Source organism: Bacillus sp. MT(2024) (assembly GCF_036362845.1).
Classification (GTDB): Bacteria; Bacillota; Bacilli; order Bacillales; family Bacillaceae; genus Bacillus; species Bacillus velezensis.
In genome coordinates, this window is sequence record NZ_CP143632.1 from 2,620,203 (window position 1) to 2,634,371 (window position 14,169).

Consider the following 14,169-nt stretch of genomic DNA (forward strand, 5'->3'; position numbering starts at 1 on the left):
TACGATATTATACAAGAATGTATTTTAGTTAGTTCAGAAAGGAGGACAGCCATGAAGAAGAGAACTCTTGCTCTTATTTTATGCGGCGTCATCATCACAGCGCTTCTTCCGTCATTTCACACCGCAATCGCCGCAGAGGGAGAAGCGGTCATCGCGACAGACAAGATCAATGTCAGAGGCGGTCCCGGCCTGAGCTACGGAATTAAGGCTGAAGTGAAAAAAGGGGAAAGATACCCGATCACTAAAGAAGAGGGAGACTGGGTACAGCTTCAGCTGAGCCCAGGTAAAACCGGATGGGTCGTTTCCTGGCTGATATCAAAAACAGCCGGGGGAGCAGACAATTCATCCGCAACAAGCGGAACGGTCACTTCCACCGATCCTGACCTCCGCATCAGAAAAGGCCCGGGGACATCGTATGAAGTCATCGGCAAACTTCCGCAAGGCGCGCATGCATCCGTGCTGGACAAGAACAGCGGATGGGTGAACATTTCTTATCAAGGCACAACCGGGTGGGTTTCTTCCGAATACGTCACCGCGGACAGCGGCGGATCGGATACGAAAGCAACTTCGGCCCGAAGCGGGTCAAAAAACGGAACGGTCGGCGTTTCTTCATTGAATGTCAGAAGTGCAGCGTCACATGATTCAGCGATTATGACTAAATTATCACGCGGAACAAAGGTTTCCATCTTAAGTGAAGACCACGGCTGGCTGAAAATTGAAGCAAACGGGCAAAAAGGCTGGGCAGCAAGCCACTACATCATAAAGGATTCTGACTCATCGGACAGCGCATCGGGCTCAGGAGACGGTTCTGCGGGCTCAGGCTCCTCGAAAAAAGCGTATATTGTTTACGGCGGCACCAACTTAAGGAGCTCGGCCTCGACTTCCGCTTCTATCGTAAAAAGAGCAGATAAAGGCGCAGCCTACCCGATTGTCGGCTCAAGCGGCAAATGGTATGAAGTCCGGCTTGAGAACGGACAAACCGCATATGTGGCAGACTGGGTCGTACAAACGTCAAAAAGCGGTGAGGAAACAGGCGAAGCACCTTCTCCCAACACGTCAGGCGGCAGCGGCTCACTTAAAAACAAAACGATCGTCGTTGATCCCGGACACGGAGGAAAAGACAGCGGAACGATCGGCTACTCCGGAAAGTTTGAAAAAAACGTAACGATTAAAACAGCTAAGCTGTTAGCCGGAAAATTGAGAGCGGCCGGTGCAAACGTGTATATCACCAGACAGGATGATACATTTATCAGCCTGCAGGCCAGGGTTTCAACCTCTCATTACCGGAATGCGGATGCCTTTATCAGCATTCACTATGACAGCTATGCCGATACGTCAACGCGGGGAAGCACGGCTTATTATTACAGTCCGTCTAAGGACCGCCAGCTTGCCTCAGACGTCCATTCTGAAGTAGTGAAGCGTTCCCCTATTCCTGATCGCGGCGTTCTGTTTGGCGATTATTACGTCCTGAGGGAAAATAAACGGCCTGCCATGCTGTATGAGCTCGGCTATCTCAGTCAACCGCAAGAAGAAACAATCATACATAGCGGCTCTTACCAGGAAAAAGTGACAGACGGAATTGAAAGCGGATTGGAACATTATTTTCAATCATAAAAAAAGCTGCCGAACGGCAGCTTTTTTATTGTTTAGAATCCATAATCAATGTAATCGGCCCGGAATTCGTCAGCTGAACATCCATCATGGCTCCGAATATTCCGGTTTCCACTTTGACTCCTTTTTCTCGAAGGAGTTCGTTCCACTTTTCATAAAGGAGCACAGCCTGATCCGGTTTAGCCGCATTCATAAAATTCGGGCGTCTCCCTTTCTTCGTTTCGCCGTAAAGCGTAAACTGGGAAACGGATAAAATCTCCCCGCCCGTATCCAAAAGCGATAAATTCATCTTGCCGCTTTCATCATCAAAAATCCGAAGATTCACGATTTTATCCGCCAAGTAAGCGGCATCTTCTTCTGTATCTTCATGAGTGATGCCGACAAGCGCCATAATACCGGGTCCGATCCGGCCGGCGACAGCGCCGTCAACCGTCACACTCGCTTCTGTTACACGCTGAACAACTAATTTCATAGCAAGCTCCTTTTAGTTCATTACCCGGCGGACTGAATAGATGTCTCTGATCTGTTTAATCCGCTCGACCACTTTGTGCAGATGATTGATGTTTTGAATAAAAATCGCCATATGAATCGTAGCGACTTTATTGCGGTCGGATTTGCCGGAGACAGAGGAGATGTTGGTTTTCGTTTCATTTACGGCTTGGAGCACCTCATTTAAAAGCCCGAGACGGTCATACCCCAAAATCTCAATCTCAACGTTATATTCTTTGCGCCTTTGAACCTGTGATTCATGCTCCCATTCAACGGGGATCAAACGTTCCTGCGCTTCATTCGTTTTGACGTTCGGACAGTCATCCCGGTGAACGGATACACCGCGCCCTTTTGTAATAAAACCGACAATATGGTCGCCCGGCACCGGGTTGCAGCATTTCGACAAGCGGACGAGAAGGTTGTCAATGCCTTTTACGCGCACACCCGCTTCCCGTTTTCTCCCTTGCGGATAATGTTTCGGCTCGGAAGTGACTTCCTGAACGATTTTTTCCTGCTCTTCCTGGTCACGCAGCTTCCGTTCTTTTTCGGTGAGCCTGTTGGCCACCTGAAGAGCGGTAATGCCGTTATACCCGACCGCCGCGTACATATCCTCTTCATTTGAGAAATTGAACTTGTCGGCAACTTTTTGAAGATTTTCGAGTGTTAAAACATCTTTCACTTCAAAATCAAGATTTTTAATTTCTTTCTCGACAAGCTCACGGCCTTTTTCGACGTTTTCTTCCCGGCGCTGTTTCTTAAAGAATTGGCGGATTTTGTGTTTCGCCTGGGACGTCTGCGCCAGTTTGACCCAGTCTTGGCTCGGACCGTAAGAATGCTTGGACGTCAGAATCTCGACGATGTCGCCCGTCCGGAGCTTATGGTCAAGCGTCACCATTTTTCCGTTCACTTTCGCCCCGATTGTTTTGTTGCCGATCTCCGAATGGATCCTGTAGGAAAAATCAATCGGCACAGAGCCTGACGGCAGTTCAATGACATCGCCTTTTGGCGTAAATACGTATACCATGTCAGAAAACAGATCGATTTTCAGCGATTCCATAAATTCTTCCGCATCGGTAGACTCGTTTTGAAATTCCAGAATTTCACGGAACCAGGACAGTTTTTTCTCAAATGTCGCTTCTTCGTTTGCAGCCTTGCCTTCTTTATATGCCCAGTGTGCGGCCACCCCGTATTCAGCGATCTCATGCATCTCAAACGTTCTGATCTGCACTTCCAGCGGATCGCCTTTAGGCCCGATTACGGTCGTATGCAGAGACTGATACATATTCGGCTTAGGCATCGCAATATAATCTTTGAATCTGCCCGGCATCGGCTTCCAGCACGTATGAATAATGCCGAGTACGGCGTAGCAGTCTTTAATGCTTCCGACAAGAATACGGACGGCGAGCAGATCATATATTTCATTGAACTGTTTATTTTGCAGCGCCATCTTGCGGTAAATGCTGTAGATGTGCTTCGGACGTCCTGAAAAGTCCGCTTTAATATTCACTTCTTCAACGCGTTTTTTCACTTCATTGACAACCTCTTCGACATAAAGTTCGCGTTCCGCGCGCTTTTTCTTCATGAGGTTGACGATTCTGTAATATTGCTGAGGATTCAAATAACGGAGAGCGGTGTCTTCCAGCTCCCATTTGATCTTAGAAATCCCGAGCCGATGGGCCAGCGGAGCGAAAATCTCCAGCGTCTCATTTGAAATTCTCCGCTGCTTTTCCTGCGGAAGATGCTTTAACGTCCGCATATTGTGAAGGCGATCCGCCAGCTTGATCAATATGACTCTGATATCCTGAGCCATAGCGACAAACATTTTTCGATGGTTTTCCGCCTGCTGCTCCTCTTGAGATTTATACTTAATTTTACCGAGCTTCGTCACACCGTCGACAAGCATCGCCACTTCTTCAGAAAATGCTTCCTTCAGGTCGTCGAGGGTGACATCCGTGTCCTCCACCACATCATGCAGAAATCCGCCCGCAATTGTGGAAGGGTCCATTTCCAGATCGACGAGGATCCCCGCCACCTGAATCGGATGAATGATGTACGGCTCACCTGATTTGCGGTACTGTTCGCGATGCGCGTCTTGCGCATACAGGTAAGCTTTCTCAACAAACGCAATCTGCTCCTCCGGCAGATAAGTGCGCGCTTTATCTATTACTTGCTCGGCAGTCAATACTTGTTCGTTCGCCATGGAATCACCTTTTTTAAATGTAAACTGTATTAGTTTATTATCAAGAAAAAAACGAGAGATGTAAAGGGCAGAAGTTCAAAACACCTAAAGAATCTGTCAGGATGATGAAATAATAGGAAAAAAGCACCCTGACACGAGTGCTTTTTTCCATATGCGGTTAATATTTCATTAATGTTAAAATATCGTAATCGTCAAGCTTGTCTCTGCCGTCAAGGTAAGAAAGCTCGATTAAGAATGCAATACCGGCTACGACGCCGCCCAGTTCTTCGACAAGCTTAATCGTTGCTTCGATCGTGCCGCCTGTTGCAAGCAAGTCATCAGTAATCAGCACGCGCTGTCCCGGCAGGATCGCATCTTTATGAATCGTCAGTACGTCTTTTCCGTACTCCAAACCGTAATCGACTTTAATGACCTCACGCGGAAGTTTCCCTTCTTTCCGAACCGGGGCAAAGCCGACTCCGAGCGCGTATGCAACCGGACAGCCGATAATAAAGCCACGCGCTTCAGGCCCGACAACTAAATCAATTTCTTTTTCTTTTGCATATTCAACAATTTGGTCAGTGGCGTAACGGTATACGTCGCCTTTGTCCATCAATGTCGTAATATCTTTAAATTGTACGCCTTCTTTCGGGTAATCGGGCACAATTGTTACGTATTTTTTAAGATCCATCTGTTCTATGTCCTCCTCGTACTTTCATAAGCCTCTGAACCTTGGTTCATCAGCTTATTCAGCCATTCCTTCAGCTCATGGGCTGCGGAATAATTGAGCTTCTGGTCTAATTCCATCAGCTGCTGTTTTACCTGATAGGTTTGCGAATCTGCCAGGTCGCGTTTTTTCGCGCCGCTCACGACAGACAGCACACCATCTTCTATTTTAACAAAACCGAGATCAAAAAACACCTTTGTCATAAAATTGATTGTGTCAATTGACCATCCTCTGTGTCTCGCAAGCTCTGAACCATGCTTGCCGAAGTCAAAAGCGCCCCTTTTCAAGAGAAATGCGTAAAACCACTTGAAATCATTCCGCGATGGAAATGAGGACAGGAAATGTTCTTCATGATTGATAAAAACAAAATAAATCCGTTCCGGCTTCTTTCCGTCAAGCAAATGCTGCAGGCGATCCGCTGACGGCGGCACATCCAGAAAAACGGCATATTTTCCGTCAAGCTGGAGAACTTCCGCCTCGGATTCCGAAGTGATCTCGGCAAGCTCGCCCGACAGCTCTTTTTCACGGAGCTTCTGAGCGGTTTTTTCGTTAAAGCAGATGAGCACCCGTTTTTCCTTCGGCAGCGCGGTGACCGTGTCTTCCCACGTCCGCTTGCCCCGGATATCAAAAAGCTGCCATTCCGGCACCGCAGCATCTTTAATCATCAGCTGGGGCTTCTTTCTGTTGTTCCATTCATTAATGGACATCTCGCCGACAATGGAAATCGTTGATCCGGGAACAACTCCGGCTTCCAGCTCTCCTTTGTTAAAGCCGACGCAGTCAAGGACGGCGGAATCACTTTTCACCGTCATTTTTACGTGGTTTTTATTCGCTCCGATCAGGCGCACATCATCAAGCACGGCATTTTTCACCATCACATGCGGTTTAGGGTTAAGCATGCCGAACGGCGACAGCATATTCAATTCTGTAATGCTTTCAACGGTTATGTCTTCAACGCCGCAGACAAGATCAACCTCCTGAACGGGAATAAAATCCTCTTCCGTCAGGGTTTCTTCAGCCATTTGATTCAGCCTGTCCCTTAATTCCGCCACATCTTCAGCCTTCAACGTCATTCCGGCCGCCATCGGATGCCCGCCGAAATGAGGAAGAATGTCTCTGCACTGTGAAAGGCTCGTAAAAAGGTTGAAGCCCCTGATGCTTCGCGCCGACCCTTTGGCGATTCCCTGCTCCTCATCTATTCCAAGCACAACAGCGGGCCGGTAAAAACGCTCAGCCAGCTTCGATGCGACAATACCGACGACTCCCGGATTCCAGCCGGCTTTTGCCACTACAATGGCAGACGGGTTTCCGCCTTGCTGCTGAACCATTTCAACAGCCTCTTCGGTCATGGTTTTCACCATTTTCTGCCGCTCTTTATTCAGCCGGTCAATATCCGAAGCCAGTTCCTCCGCTTCAAACTGATCTTCGGTCATCAGCAGGTGAACGGCGGGATCGGCCTGTTCTATTCTTCCGACAGCATTGAGCCTCGGTGCGACCTGAAATCCGATCGTTTCCTCATCAGCTTGTCCGATATCTCCGCCGGAAAGCTTAATCAGAGCTTTGAGGCCCGGCCGATTTGTCGTCCGAAGCCTTTCAATTCCGAGTGACGCAATTAATCTGTTTTCATCATGAAGAGGCACCAGATCTGCAACCGTACCGATTGCCGCCAAGTCCAGCATAGCTTCCGGCAAAGAACCCGTAAGCGCGTGGGCAAGCTTAAACGCCACACCGACGCCGGCCAATTCTTTAAACGGATAGCCGCATCCCGGCTGCTTCGGGTGGATGATCGCAAATACGTCAGGAAGCTCGGGTCCCGGCTCATGGTGGTCGGTAATAATGACGTCTAAGCCCAGCTCTTTTGCGACTTCAGCTTCATGGACGGCGGCGATTCCCGTATCCACTGTAATGATCAGCGAAAATCCCCGCTCTTTTATGGAGCGGAAAGCTTGTTCATTCGGGCCGTAGCCTTCTGTAAAACGGTCGGGAATATAAAAGTCAACGTCCGCCGACAGCTGTTTGAGTGCCATCAGCATCACTGACGTGCTTGTAACGCCGTCTGCATCGTAATCTCCGTAAATCATAATCGGTTCCCCTTGAGAAACCGCCAGTTTTATCCGATCAACTGCTTCCCGCATTCCCTTTAATTCATACGGGTCATAAAAGTCTGCATCCTTTGTATGTAAAAACAGCCTTGCGCTTTCGGCAGTATCAAAACCTCTTTTTACAAGCAGTGATGCCACAAGAGGTGTTATGTCTAATTGTTCTGTGAGTGATTTGACTTTTTCCTGATCCGGCTGCTGGATTTCCCAGCGCATTTTTGACGCTAACATAAATTCACCCCTCAACCACCCTATTATACTAGAGCGGACTGAGGGGTTTCAAATGTTATTCTGATCCTTTTTTCTCTTCAAGCATTTCTTCCGGCGGCGCGGCTGTTTTTTTGCCGTCCGAATCAGCCGTCAATTCACCTGCGGATCTGTTTTCTTTCCGCAGCATTTTAATTTCGCGCTTCAGTTTCATCACTTGAAATATACCGGCTGAAAACACGATCAGCGCTCCCATTAACACAGAGCCTAAAATGACTAAAATCAGCGGCCATTCAGCGGTTCCGAACAGATAATCAACCTCAACCGCCCGCACGTTAATGACAGCAAAGATGGCGACAATCAGAGTAAATAGTAAAGCGAATATAATAGTCCATTGTTTATTCATGCGTCTGCCCCCAATTATTGATTCTTATCTTTTCCCCTATTTTCCCGGGAGTAAACCCCGGTCTCAGGAAATCCGGGCCGTTAATTGCTCGCGGACCAGCTTTTTCAGTCCGCTTCTTTCTCCCGATATAACGAGGGTGTCCCCTTCTTCAATTACGGTATCAATACCGGGGCTCAGCTGTTTTTGCCGGTTTTTCTTCACGATCGCAATAATCTGGACGTTGTAATGTTTCTTGATCTCCAAATCTCCGATTGTGCGGCTGACAGCCGGTGCATGAGATTCGGCTTTAAACCACTCAATGACGAGGTCATCAAGCGCGACTTCCACAGATTCCAGCGCTTTCGGCTTATACGTCATCCCGCCTAAAATAGCGGAAATCTGCCTTGCCTCTTCGTCGTTAAATTCAACGGATGCCAAGCATTCGTCATGATCATTCTCATCGAAGTAATAGAGCTCTTTTCTGCCGTCATCATGAAGAATAATACTGATTTTATCATGATTTTTCGTAATGACTTCTACTTTCTGGCCGATGCCCGGAAGCTCCGACTCACGAACGTTCATAAGAACCCTCCTACATGTTTTTACAATGATGATTGATTATGTAAGCGTATGTCATTATAGCAAATGCAGGTTTTAAGTTCAATGTGGCCTAAAAAAAACAGGCTGCCTTCCGGAAGACAGCCTGTTTCCTTTTACTCTTCGATTGATTTTTTCCCTCTAAATTCTTTTCCTTTCCATACAAGCCACAGCTGCGCGGCGATGTAAAGAGAGGAATAAACGCCCGTCAATAAACCGACCAATAAGGCGACGGAGAAGTTTGTAATTGACGATGAGCCCAAAATGAGCAGCACGACGACCACAATCACAACGGTCAAGACCGTATTGATCGAACGTGTAAAGGTTTGCTGCAAACTCAGATTCACGATGTGTTCCAGATCGGCAAATGACTTCGGCTTGCGTTTTTTCATCTGCTCGCGTATCCGGTCAAATGTAACGATCGTATCATTTATCGAGTAACCGATTATGGTGAGAATAGCGGCGATAAAGGTTACGTCAACCTCCAGCCTTGTAATGCTGAAAAACGCGACGATAAAGAAAGCGTCATACAGCAGGGATACAATTGCGGCGATAGCCATTCTGTACTCGAAACGTATTGATACGTAAATAATGATGCCGATTGATGCAATGGCGACAGCATATAAAGCATTACGGGCCAGTTCTTTTCCGACTGTCGGCGATACCGTGCTGACGTTCGGTTCAGATCCGTATTTGTCCTTAAAGTACGTTTTGATTTCAGCGATCTTTTCTTTAGATGGCTCTCCGACAAACCTGGCCGCGGCAACATGGTTCTCTTTACCCGAGAGCACGATGTTTTCCGGATCCATGCCGAGAGAGTCAAAGTCTTTTTCAACCTGCTGCGCCGTCAATGCATGATTGCTCTGCACGTCAATCCGCGCACCGCTTGCAAAATCGATTCCCAGGTTGAGCTTAAAGACCAGCAAGATGATAATTCCCGCAATGGTTACAGCGCTTGAGAAAATAAAGAAATATTTTCGCTTGCTCGTGAAATCCCATTTTTGGAATGCCGTATGCGGTTCAGTATTTTCATCCGTTTTTTGAATGTCCATAATATGTTTTTTCTTGACGCCGAACCAGCCTTTTTTCCGGTCAAGCCATCTGCTTTCCACGATAAGGGAGAGCAGGAATCTTGAAAGGAAGACAGCTGTAATAAAGCTTGTCAGAATTGACAGAATCAGCATCGTCGCAAACCCTTTTACAGAGCTTGTCCCGAAAATAAAGAGCACGACCGCTGCGATGATCGTTGTGATGTTCGCATCGAAAATCGTCGCGAATGACCGTCTGTTCCCTGAACGGAAAGCTGAGCGTACGGATTTGCCGAGTTTCAGTTCTTCTTTTATCCGTTCATAGGTGATGATGTTGGCGTCAACCGCCATCCCGACACCCAAAATGAGAGCCGCAATACCCGGAAGCGTCAGCACCGCCTGCATCCAGTCAAACACTTGAAGCGTAATATACACGTATACAGAAAGCGTAATGACCGCTATGAGTCCAGGCAGTCTGTAATAAAGCAGCATAAATAAGAAAACAATTGCAATACCGATGATGCCGGCCTCTACCGTATCATGCAAAGCCTGCTGTCCGAATTGCGCCCCTACTGAAGTAGAGTATTTTTCGGTCAGTTTCACAGGCAGCGCGCCCGCGTTTAAAATATTGGCCAAGTCCTTCGCTTTTTGAACGGTGAACTGGCCTTCAATCGTGACATCCTTCGTGTTTAATTCCTGGCTCACATTCGGAGCGGATACATATTTCGGATGTTTTTTACCGACTTCTTTTTTAAATGAATCGCCTTTTTGGTAATCAAGCCAGATCACAAGCTGATTATTTGGCGCCATTTTCTTGACTTTTTTCGTCACTTCTCCGAACTTATCCGCATCCTTCAGCTTAACGCTGACAATCGGTTCGTTCGTCGTCGGATCAAAGGTTTGCTTCGCGCCGTTTTCCACGAGATCAGAGCCGTTTAACAGCTCTTTATCATTCGTATCCCTGAACGAGAGCTGCGCTTCCGTTGACAGAATTTCGCGCGCCCTGTTCTGGTTCGTGACGCCAGCCAGCTGAACGCGGATACGGTTATTTCCTTCAATCTGAATGTTCGGCTCGCTTACGCCGAGAACGTTAGCCCGGCGGTTCAGCGCCTGCACCGTGCTGACGAGCACGTCTTTTGTGATTTTATCGCCTTTTTTGACGGGCTGCACATCGTACAGAACTTCAAACCCGCCGCGTAAATCCAACCCTAACGTAATATTATCGGCAGCCGGTTTTGTAAAATACCCCAGCCCTGTGCCGATCAATAATACGATCAGGAAAAACGCAATCAAGCGTCCTTTTTTCATTATGTATTTCCTCCTTAAACCTATGCCGTCAAATCATTATCTCAGCAGTTCATCCAAAGCTTCCTGACCCTCATCGCTTTCCAGCCAATTAGACGACTTAAAAGCTTCAACGGTTGCATAGTTCATAAAATCGCCAATTTTAACTGATAAAATATGACCGGCCAATTCATGCAGCGGCAGTTCCTTTTTCTGTTTCCACTTTTTATGTATTAAGTATGACCATAAACTCTCGTGCTCAACATCATCGTATCCGAGGATTTTGAACTCTTCAAGTTTACTGTACAAGAAAGGCCGCAAATGATCTTTGTACATTTCGGCGGGATGTTTCTCCACTGGGCGCTCGCTCCTTTTTCCATTTTTCTCGAAGACTTGTCATGCTCGGACGACATCGGCGCATATCTTTATTGTATATGATTCCAGGTAGTTTGAGAAGGCAGGGGTTTATAAAATGGCAAAACAGACTTTTTTAAGGGGCACTCTTATTCTCATCGCAGCCGGGATGATTACGAGAATGCTCGGCTTTGTCAACCGGGTGGTTATCGCCCGGTTTATCGGTGAAGAAGGGGTCGGTTTATACATGATGGCTGCCCCGACATTTTTCTTGGCCACCACTTTGACTCAATTCGGCCTCCCCGTTGCCATCAGCAAACTTGTCGCTGAAGCAAGCGCGCGGGGGGACCGGCAGAAAATGAAACACATTTTAGTGATGTCGCTTACCGTCACTGGGATATTAAGTCTCATCTTCACGCCGCTGTTTTTATGCTTTGCGCCGATTATGTCCGAAACGATGCTGACGGATCAGCGCACGGTTTACCCGCTTCTGGCGATTACGCCCGTCGTGCCGATTATCGCGATCTCCAGCGTGCTCCGCGGTTACTTTCAGGGCAGACAGAATATGAACCCGCTGGCGTTTTCCCAAGTGCTTGAGCAGATCGTGCGGATTTCACTTGTCGCAGTCTGCACGACGGTGTTTCTGCCGTACGGGATTGAATATGCCGCAGCAGGAGCCATGATTTCGTCTGTCATCGGGGAGCTTGCCTCTCTTATTTATTTATTCATTTGTTTTAAAGCAAATAAAACAATCAGAATCAGAAAACAATTTTTCAAGTCGATCGCAAATGGAAAAGAAACCTTCCGCCAGCTGATGAGCGTGTCGCTCCCGACAACCGGAAGCCGCTTCATCGGAAATTTATCTTGGTTTTTTGAACCTATTGTCGTCGCGCAGAGCCTTGCGATTGCAGGAGTGGCCACCGCTGCCGCCACCAGCCAGTACGGAGAGCTGACCGGATTTGCCATGACGGTTTTGACGCTGCCCAGCTTTATAACCTATTCTCTGTCAACAGCGCTTGTTCCTGCGATCAGTGAAGGAATGGAGCAAAAAAAGCTGCAAGTTGTCGAATACCGTCTGGAACAGGCGATGAGGCTGTGTCTTTTAAGCGGAGGCATTTCGGTGGTTATTTTATTCTCTTTCGCTGATGAACTGATGTCCGTCATGTACGGATCAACTAATGCGGCGGTATTTGTTAAAGTGATGGCGCCGTTTTTTCTGCTTTACTATTTTCAGGGGCCCCTTCAGGCGGTGCTGCAGGCTCTCAATTTAGCCGGGGCCGCCATGATGAACAGTTTTATCGGCGCCGCTGTCAAAACCGGCCTAATTTTTGTTTTGGCGACCAGGCCTTCCTTGGGCATCATGGGCGCCGCACTTGCGATTGTAACGGGGATGGTCCTTGTCACCCTGCTGCATGCGGCCACCGTAAGCAAGGTGCTTCCGATCAGCATTAAAATAAAAGAATACGCGCTCTGTTTTGCCGTCATATTCATTTGCGGTTATGTCAGCCGCATCATCAAGCACGCCGTTCATTTTTCAGGATCAGAGGCTGTTAATCTCACAGGCTGGATTGCAATGACCTCGATTTTGTACATTGCGCTTCTTCTGTTATTCAGGCTGATTAAAAGGGAAGAGCTGATCCGGATTCCGGTCATCGGCAAGTTCGTGACGCGGTGAAACCGATTTATGGCTCCCCTTTTTCATCTTTAAGATCAATAAAAAAAGCGCCGTCCGTAAACGTGCAGAATGATATAACCGAAAGATCGCGATATCCTCTTTTTGCTAAATTTTTTTCAAGCCAGTGTTTATCTTTCCCGATTCTGTCCAGATGCTCGTTCTGAATGACCCCGTCAACGATAAGCGATGTTTCCATCTGCTTATCCTTATTGTTTTTCTTTTTGACGATTGACAGTTTGCCCGAAGACTCCAAAATGGCGTACGACACGTCAGAGATTCTATCGATGTTATTCTCCCTCAGCTGCATAAGAAGATCGTCAAAATTGTAGCGCTGCGATCTCATCGCCCGTTCATCAATTTTTCCCTGTTTTATAATAATGGTGGGTTTTCCGTCAAGCAGCTGCCGTATTTTTTGGCTTTTGAGCGAAATAAAAGCAAGGCTTACTTGAATAATCATTAAAACGACAATCGGCACTATTGTGTGCAAAAGCTTATCTTTTACATTTTCAATTGCCAATACGGCAATCTCGGCAATCATAATGGAGACGACAAGGTCTAAAATGCTCAGTTCTCCGATTTCCCGTTTTCCCATCAGTCTGAAAATCACAAGAATGATAAAATAAAGCACAATCGTACGAAACGTAATAATGAAAATATCTTCCATATCGCACCTCCAACGGTCATAGCATTTGCCATCGGCTCTGAATTATGTAATAAACGGGCTGAACATCATGCATTTACGTCTAATTCGAACATTCAGAGAATACATTTAGAAAAAGACGGGCTCCGGCTTGTCATATATCAGGCCGCAGAGCGGAGAGGAGATAAAAATGGAAGAAACGAAACAAGTGGGAAGAGGCGTTTTGTACGGTTTAGTGGCTATTTTTGCGGTGATGCTTCTTACAAGTTTGGCGATTTCGCTTTTACTGACGGTTACCTCAATGGAAGAATCATCTTTCAGCTGGCTGATCACCGCGCTTTCTTTTCTTTCTTTATTTGCGGGAGGTTTTATATCGGGCGGCAAAGCGAAGGAAAAAGGCTGGATGATCGGAGCGTTAACCGCCGTCTGTTTTTCATTAATCATCTTGCTGTTTCAATATTTAGGGTTCGGAAAAACGTTTACATCCGGTCAGCTTTTGTTTCATCTCGGCTTTTTGGGAGTCAGTATGCTGGGCGGCATTTTCGGAGTGGATTTGAAAGGAAGCAGATCAGCGTAATAAAAAAAGAGCGGATTCTCCGCTCTTTTTTTTTGTATGTATGAGCTTCGCTGTTATTCAGCGGAAGCTTCTCTGATTGCGCGGCGGTCAAATGTTAAACGGGTGTTATCACCTGTTTTAATGACGACCTTGCTTTCATCAATTGAATCAACAGTGCCGTGCAATCCTCCGATTGTCACCACTGAATCCCCTTTTTTCAGCTCTTCCTGCATCTGGCGTACGGCCTTCTGCTGCTTTTGCTGCGGACGGATGAGCAGGAAATAAAGCACTGCAAACATTAAAATAATAGGAACGATTGTGCCTAAAGTACCCATCTG

Annotated in this window: 13 protein-coding genes; 3 read left to right on the top strand and 10 right to left on the bottom strand. The window is 47.1% G+C overall.

The genetic code is table 11. The features are described 5' to 3' along the window. The first annotated feature begins 51 nt into the window (after positions 1–51). Positions 52–1,614, top strand: coding sequence for an N-acetylmuramoyl-L-alanine amidase family protein (locus VP472_RS12820; protein WP_070082159.1), 1,563 nt, complete (start codon positions 52–54; stop codon positions 1,612–1,614). A gap of 25 nt (positions 1,615–1,639) precedes the next feature. Here the strand turns inward: VP472_RS12820 and dtd are convergent, their stop codons facing one another. From dtd to VP472_RS12860, 8 genes are all read right to left on the bottom strand, one after another. Beyond that, positions 1,640–2,083, bottom strand: a complete 444-nt coding sequence (gene dtd / locus VP472_RS12825; RefSeq protein WP_007408194.1) for a D-aminoacyl-tRNA deacylase — start codon at positions 2,081–2,083, stop codon at positions 1,640–1,642. Between the two features lie 12 nt (positions 2,084–2,095). Further along, positions 2,096–4,300: a GTP diphosphokinase gene (relA, locus tag VP472_RS12830; protein ID WP_060674703.1), complete on the bottom strand. Its 2,205-nt coding sequence runs from the start codon at positions 4,298–4,300 to the stop codon at positions 2,096–2,098. Positions 4,301–4,457: 157 nt separating this feature from the next. Then, the gene (locus tag VP472_RS12835) at positions 4,458–4,970 is read right to left on the bottom strand and encodes an adenine phosphoribosyltransferase (protein WP_003152714.1); all 513 of its coding nucleotides are present in this window, start codon (positions 4,968–4,970) and stop codon (positions 4,458–4,460) included. Between the two features lie 5 nt (positions 4,971–4,975). Beyond that, positions 4,976–7,336 (bottom strand): single-stranded-DNA-specific exonuclease RecJ, encoded by a 2,361-nt coding sequence (recJ, locus tag VP472_RS12840; protein ID WP_146277239.1) that lies wholly within the window; start codon positions 7,334–7,336, stop codon positions 4,976–4,978. 55 nt (positions 7,337–7,391) lie between these two features. Continuing rightward, entirely contained in the window at positions 7,392–7,718 is a 327-nt protein-coding gene (locus VP472_RS12845; protein ID WP_003152709.1) for a LapA family protein, read from the bottom strand. Positions 7,719–7,781: 63 nt separating this feature from the next. After that, a complete protein-coding gene (locus VP472_RS12850; protein WP_012118088.1) occupies positions 7,782–8,279 on the bottom strand; it encodes a cation:proton antiporter regulatory subunit in 498 nt (165 codons plus the stop codon). Between the two features lie 131 nt (positions 8,280–8,410). Beyond that, on the bottom strand, positions 8,411–10,630 hold the full coding sequence (gene secDF / locus VP472_RS12855; protein WP_146277241.1) for a protein translocase subunit SecDF: 2,220 nt from the start codon (positions 10,628–10,630) through the stop codon (positions 8,411–8,413). 36 nt (positions 10,631–10,666) lie between these two features. Further along, positions 10,667–10,963, bottom strand: coding sequence for a post-transcriptional regulator (locus tag VP472_RS12860; protein WP_007408189.1), 297 nt, complete (start codon positions 10,961–10,963; stop codon positions 10,667–10,669). A 115-nt stretch (positions 10,964–11,078) separates the two neighbouring features. Between VP472_RS12860 and spoVB the strand changes: the two genes are divergently transcribed. After that, entirely contained in the window at positions 11,079–12,635 is a 1,557-nt protein-coding gene (gene spoVB / locus VP472_RS12865; RefSeq protein ID WP_025649680.1) for a stage V sporulation protein B, read from the top strand. Positions 12,636–12,642: 7 nt separating this feature from the next. Here the strand turns inward: spoVB and VP472_RS12870 are convergent, their stop codons facing one another. Continuing rightward, positions 12,643–13,299, bottom strand: a complete 657-nt coding sequence (locus VP472_RS12870; protein ID WP_003152699.1) for a DUF421 domain-containing protein — start codon at positions 13,297–13,299, stop codon at positions 12,643–12,645. A 166-nt stretch (positions 13,300–13,465) separates the two neighbouring features. On the opposite strand from VP472_RS12870, the gene VP472_RS12875 reads away from it, so the two are divergent. Further along, positions 13,466–13,852, top strand: a complete 387-nt coding sequence (locus tag VP472_RS12875) for a TIGR04086 family membrane protein (RefSeq protein ID WP_146277243.1) — start codon at positions 13,466–13,468, stop codon at positions 13,850–13,852. 53 nt (positions 13,853–13,905) lie between these two features. Here the strand turns inward: VP472_RS12875 and yajC are convergent, their stop codons facing one another. Next, on the bottom strand, positions 13,906–14,166 hold the full coding sequence (gene yajC / locus VP472_RS12880) for a preprotein translocase subunit YajC (protein WP_003152695.1): 261 nt from the start codon (positions 14,164–14,166) through the stop codon (positions 13,906–13,908). Positions 14,167–14,169 lie beyond the last annotated feature (3 nt).

What these genes read in the sequence shown, in the direction of transcription:
- VP472_RS12835 (WP_003152714.1), bottom strand. Translation starts at nt 4,970, where the DNA reads ATGGATCTTAAAAAATACGTAACAATTGTGCCCGATTACCCGAAAGAA.
- VP472_RS12875 (WP_146277243.1), top strand. Translation starts at nt 13,466, where the DNA reads ATGGAAGAAACGAAACAAGTGGGAAGAGGCGTTTTGTACGGTTTAGTG.
- VP472_RS12850 (WP_012118088.1), bottom strand. Translation starts at nt 8,279, where the DNA reads ATGAACGTTCGTGAGTCGGAGCTTCCGGGCATCGGCCAGAAAGTAGAA.
- dtd (WP_007408194.1), bottom strand. Translation starts at nt 2,083, where the DNA reads ATGAAATTAGTTGTTCAGCGTGTAACAGAAGCGAGTGTGACGGTTGAC.
- spoVB (WP_025649680.1), top strand. Translation starts at nt 11,079, where the DNA reads ATGGCAAAACAGACTTTTTTAAGGGGCACTCTTATTCTCATCGCAGCC.
- relA (WP_060674703.1), bottom strand. Translation starts at nt 4,300, where the DNA reads ATGGCGAACGAACAAGTATTGACTGCCGAGCAAGTAATAGATAAAGCG.
- VP472_RS12820 (WP_070082159.1), top strand. Translation starts at nt 52, where the DNA reads ATGAAGAAGAGAACTCTTGCTCTTATTTTATGCGGCGTCATCATCACA.
- VP472_RS12870 (WP_003152699.1), bottom strand. Translation starts at nt 13,299, where the DNA reads ATGGAAGATATTTTCATTATTACGTTTCGTACGATTGTGCTTTATTTT.
- yajC (WP_003152695.1), bottom strand. Translation starts at nt 14,166, where the DNA reads ATGGGTACTTTAGGCACAATCGTTCCTATTATTTTAATGTTTGCAGTG.
- recJ (WP_146277239.1), bottom strand. Translation starts at nt 7,336, where the DNA reads ATGTTAGCGTCAAAAATGCGCTGGGAAATCCAGCAGCCGGATCAGGAA.
- VP472_RS12845 (WP_003152709.1), bottom strand. Translation starts at nt 7,718, where the DNA reads ATGAATAAACAATGGACTATTATATTCGCTTTACTATTTACTCTGATT.
- secDF (WP_146277241.1), bottom strand. Translation starts at nt 10,630, where the DNA reads ATGAAAAAAGGACGCTTGATTGCGTTTTTCCTGATCGTATTATTGATC.